This is a genomic window from Daejeonella sp., from assembly GCF_044232565.1.
Taxonomy (GTDB): domain Bacteria; phylum Bacteroidota; class Bacteroidia; order Sphingobacteriales; family Sphingobacteriaceae; genus Daejeonella.
In genome coordinates this window covers 1-4,804 of the sequence record NZ_JBIILQ010000214.1, presented here as the reverse complement: position 1 = coordinate 4,804, position 4,804 = coordinate 1, and the positions used below count along the sequence as shown (strand labels likewise).

5 protein-coding genes are annotated in these 4,804 nt (G+C 39.5%); 2 read left to right on the top strand and 3 right to left on the bottom strand.

The window, feature by feature from the left end; translation table 11 throughout:
• Together ACILQF_RS10660 and ACILQF_RS10655 are read left to right on the top strand one after the other, a co-directional pair.
• A partial coding sequence (locus tag ACILQF_RS10660; RefSeq protein ID WP_395627391.1) for a PLDc N-terminal domain-containing protein occupies positions 1–238 on the top strand: 238 nt, incomplete at its 5' end.
• Positions 235–447, top strand: a complete 213-nt coding sequence (locus tag ACILQF_RS10655; protein ID WP_395627390.1) for a PLDc N-terminal domain-containing protein — start codon at positions 235–237, stop codon at positions 445–447. The genes ACILQF_RS10660 and ACILQF_RS10655, both read left to right, overlap by 4 nt.
• On the opposite strand, the gene ACILQF_RS10650 is transcribed toward ACILQF_RS10655, so the two are convergent.
• The 3 genes from ACILQF_RS10650 to recG form a co-directional block, all read right to left on the bottom strand.
• Positions 444–1,718: an MFS transporter gene (locus ACILQF_RS10650; RefSeq protein ID WP_395627389.1), complete on the bottom strand. Its 1,275-nt coding sequence runs from the start codon at positions 1,716–1,718 to the stop codon at positions 444–446. The genes ACILQF_RS10655 and ACILQF_RS10650 overlap by 4 nt on opposite strands.
• A 27-nt stretch (positions 1,719–1,745) precedes the next feature.
• A complete protein-coding gene (locus ACILQF_RS10645) occupies positions 1,746–3,125 on the bottom strand; it encodes a M20/M25/M40 family metallo-hydrolase (RefSeq protein WP_395627388.1) in 1,380 nt (459 codons plus the stop codon).
• A gap of 36 nt (positions 3,126–3,161) precedes the next feature.
• Positions 3,162–4,804, bottom strand: a 1,643-nt coding sequence (gene recG / locus ACILQF_RS10640; protein WP_395627387.1) for an ATP-dependent DNA helicase RecG, incomplete at its 5' end; no start/stop codon positions are given.

Here is a 4,804-nt window from a genome sequence, read left to right as displayed (position 1 = left end):
AAATAAGCTAAAGATGATATCCGAATATACAAGCGGCTTTGGTTTATGGGAAATAATCATGATTACCTTTGCAGTCATTGCACTTCTTCTGATCATTCCTTTCGCAATATTTGATACCATAAAATCAAAAGAGCTTAGTACCACACACAAATTCCTCTGGATTCTGTTTATTCTAGTAGCCCCATATTTGGGAGCCGTTGTTTATCTTTTTTGGGGACGCAAACAAAAAGCACTATGAGTACATTATTGGTAATTTTATTTATTGGAGGTGTCTTACGATTTATATTGGGAATCATTTGGTTCATCCTAATTGTGGTCACACTTATGGACCTTTTGAAAAGTCGAATCCCTACAAACACCAAATTATTATGGTTAATTGTAATCCTGCTCGCACCCGTTTTAGGTTCAATTATTTACCTGATTTTGGGCAGGAATAATAAAATTTAATGTCGATTGATTTGATTTAAGCTTAAAGGAACAAGCCTTTTAGTTTTGAAATACGTAAAAATCACAATTAAAAGTGTCATGGTCCCACCAAAAAGTACGGACGGAATTGTTCCCATGAGCTTTGCACTTGCCCCCGACTCAAATGCGCCAATTTCATTGGATGAATTAATAAATATTCCATTTACGGCTGATACCCTTCCACGCATCTCTTCCGGAGTGAGGATCTGCAAAATAGTTGAACGTATAATTACGCTCACGCTATCAAATGCTCCCTCAAAAAATAAGCATAATAGCGAGAGATAAAAATTTCTGGAAAGTCCGAAGCAGATAATCGATAATCCAAATCCGGCAACAGCCAGCAACAAATTTCTCCAAGGTTTATTCATTGGCGGATATTTTGCCAAAACAAACATGGTAATCACTGCACCAAGCGCAGGAGCTGCTCTCATAAATCCTAAACCCTCTGCACCAACTTTCAGTATATCATGGGCAAAAATTGGCATCAAGGCCACAGCACCACCAAAAAATACCGAGAACATATCCAAGCTCAAGGCACCAAGAATCATTCTGCTTTTAAACACAAAACGAATACCCTCCGACAAGCTTTTGAAAATATTTTCCTTTGGAATAAAAGTTGAAGGATAGTTTTTTACAAAAAATATAATACAAGCAAGAGCGAGCGCTATGAAGCTAACAATTACAATGAAACAGGCAGTGATCCCACTAAAAGCATAGAGTAAACCCCCAACTGCTGGCCCCATGATAGAAGCCGTTTGCCAGCTTCCGCTATTCCATGTTGATGAGTTTGAATAATGCTCTTTGGGAATAATTTGTGCCATTAGGGCAAAAGCTGTGGGCGAATAAAAACCACGTGCTGCACCAACACAGAAAATTATTCCATACATAATTAGGATAACCCATGTTTGTCCGATTAATTGAAGCACCTCACCAGTAGTTACTATAGCAAGTATTACAGAACAAAATAACATGGCTGCAATTATCCAAACCAAGAGTTTTTTCTTGTCGGATTTATCTGCAATATATCCCCCATAGAGGGTAACCGTAATGGAAGGAATAGCTTCTGCAAGCCCGATTAAACCCAAAGACAATGGATCTTTTGTTAGCTGATAAATATGCCAGCCAACTACCACTGCTTGAATTTGATATGCGAAGGTGAATAAGAAACGCATAGCTATGTAGGAGCGAAACTCAGGGAAACGCATTGCCACATAGGGATCTGCTTGAACTCCCTTCACCTTAATATCACCCATTTTTATTCTCGAAATTTATTCAGCTTTTTATTTAGTCCCATACTGATCGATGAGGTAAATCAAGGAGGTCATTGCTGCTGCTCCGAGCTCAAGCTCACGCTTATTTACATTCTCAAACACATCATTGCTAGAATGGTGAATATCGAAATAACGCTGTGTATCAGGTCTAAAACCAATTAGAACCACTTCGGGCATTATTCTCAGCGGACCAATATCAGCACCGCCCCCACCAGAAATGATCGCATCCACAAGATATGGTGCAAAAAGAGATTTCCAGTTAGAGAAATGCGTTAATGAAAAAGGTGCATTCTCCACAGTAAAGCCACGAGGGGTATAGCCCCCGGCATCCGACTCAAGGGCAGCTAGGTGCTTTTCATTATTTTGCTTAGCAATTTCTGCATATTTCAATCCACCACGCAAACCATTCTCCTCATTCATGAACATCACAGCTCTGATGGTGTGTCTTGGCTTCAAGTTTAGCCGTTTAAATATTCTTAAAACTTCCACAGATTGCATTACCCCGGTACCATCATCATGCGCTCCTTCGGCCAGATCCCATGAATCTAAATGCCCACCAACAGTAATTATACCATCTGGGTCTATAGTGCCCTTAATCTCCCCAATAACATTATATGAAACCGCATCGGGTAATGTGCGACAACTTTGTTTGAAATAAAATTGAATAACAGAGGATTTATTAAGCTTTAATTTCTCACTTAATACGTCGGCTGATTTAGTACTAATGGCTGCCCCAGGAATTTTATTTACTCCCTCTTGGTAAGTCATTCCGCCAGTGTGAGGGAAATCATCAACCACTGAAGACATAGATCTTACAATAACGCCTACCGCTCCGAGTTTAGCGGCTTCAATTGCACCCTGGCTACGCTGATTGACTGCTCCACCATAAGCTGAAAAGGTATTAAATAGTTTAGAATCAAATGGACGGTTGAAAAATATAATCTTGCCTTTAACCACCGCTTCACCTAAAGCTTTAAGTTCTTCAAAATTTCGAACTTCCAATATTGGTGCTGTAATACCTTTACTCGGACTGGCGATGGAACCCCCAAGAGCTGCAATTGGAACCAGAATTTTTGTGTCTCCATCTAAAATATAAGCCTCCTCTTTTGCGCCACGCTCCCAAACTGGAACCATCAATTCTTGTAAATAAACACGATCAAAACCATAATCTTCCATCAATTTTTTGGTCCAGTCCACAGATTTTTGCGCATTTACAGAACCACTAAGTCGCGGACCAATTTGCTTACATAAATACTCCAAATTTTTATATGCATGCCCATTTTCTAAGGCCTCATCATAAATCTTACGAATAATAATGGAATCAGTATTTTGCCCAAACAAGCTTGATCCAATAAAAAGAGCTGGTATTAAAGTTTTTAAAAAATTCATTGTTTTAGATTTCATTTAAATAAACATAACATCCTTTTAAGATATTTTATCCCAGCTTATACCGCCCGGTTTTTTCTCAAAATATTTTCTCAAGATAAGATTTTCTTCATGTATAAGCTCTGGATCATTCTCAAGGACTTCAATAACCGTTTTTCTAGCCTCAGCTAGCAATTGTTGATCAAGTGCGAGATCAGCTAATTTGAGGTCAAGAACTCCACTTTGCTGCGTTCCTTCAATATTTCCGGGTCCACGAAGTTGCAGGTCAATTTCCGCAATTTCAAAACCATCATTGGTACGCACCATAGTTTCTATACGAGTTTTTGCATCTGCACTAAGCTTCATGCTCGACATTAATATACAAAAAGATTGCTCAGCTCCACGACCTACACGACCACGTAATTGGTGTAATTGAGATAAACCAAATCGCTCCGCATTTTCAATTATCATGACGCTCGCATTGGGAACATTAACACCCACTTCAATGACCGTGGTTGCCACCATAATTTGTGTTTCGCCTTTAATAAAGCGCTGCATTTCGGCAGCCTTATCCTTTGCTGCCAACTTTCCATGCACAATACTAATTCGATATTCAGGGAGAGGAAACTCAATTGAAATTGCTTCAATACCCGCCTCAAGGTATAAAAGATCAAGCTTCTCACTCTCTTTAATTAATGGATAAACAATGTAAACTTGCCTACCCTTGGCTATTTCTTCGCGCATAAAGCCAAACATCCGTAAACGCTGACTATGGAATAAATGCACGGTCTTAATTGGTTTTCTACCCGCAGGAAGCTCATCTATGACAGAAATATCGAGATCGCCATAAAGTGTCATTGCTAATGTACGAGGAATAGGCGTTGCAGTCATCACCAAAACATGTGGAGGAACAATATTTTTACGCCAAAGACGTGCGCGCTGTTCTACTCCGAACCGGTGCTGCTCATCAATAACTACTAGACCCAAATTACGAAATTGGACTGCGTCCTCAATTAAAGCATGAGTACCTACAATAATATTTAACTCGCCACTCTCTAGGCGCTCATGCAGGCCCCGCCTTGCCTTTTTAGGGGTCGAACCGGTTAGTATTTCAACTTTAATAAAATCATCTCCTAAAAGGCTCTTAATAGAGGAATAATGTTGTTGAGCTAGAATCTCTGTAGGCGCCATGATGCAAGCTTGATAACCATTGTCGATTGCTAATAACATGATCATCAAGGCTACCACAGTTTTTCCACTACCCACATCGCCTTGCAGCAAGCGATTCATCTGTACTCCTCTTTGTGTATCCTGACGGATTTCCTTAATCACGCGCTTCTGAGCTTTGGTAAGCTCAAAAGGTAGTTTTTGAGAATAAAAAGTATTGAAATTATCCCCAACATTACTAAAGACAGAACCTTTAAATTTTTGACTACGCAAGACCTTAGTTCTGAGAAGCTTTAATTGAATGAAGAAAAGCTCTTCATATTTGAGGCGCCTTTGAGCCTCCATTAATGCTTCCACGCTTTCCGGGAAATGAATATTGTATAATGCTTTCTGCCTGCTTATCAAATTGTGATTCTTCATCAAATAAAGCGGCAATGTTTCACTAATTTGTCGGATACACTGATCAATAAGTGCCGCTTGGGCACGCTGTATCCCTTTGCTATCTAAGTTAAATTGTTTGAGTTTTTCGGTTGAGC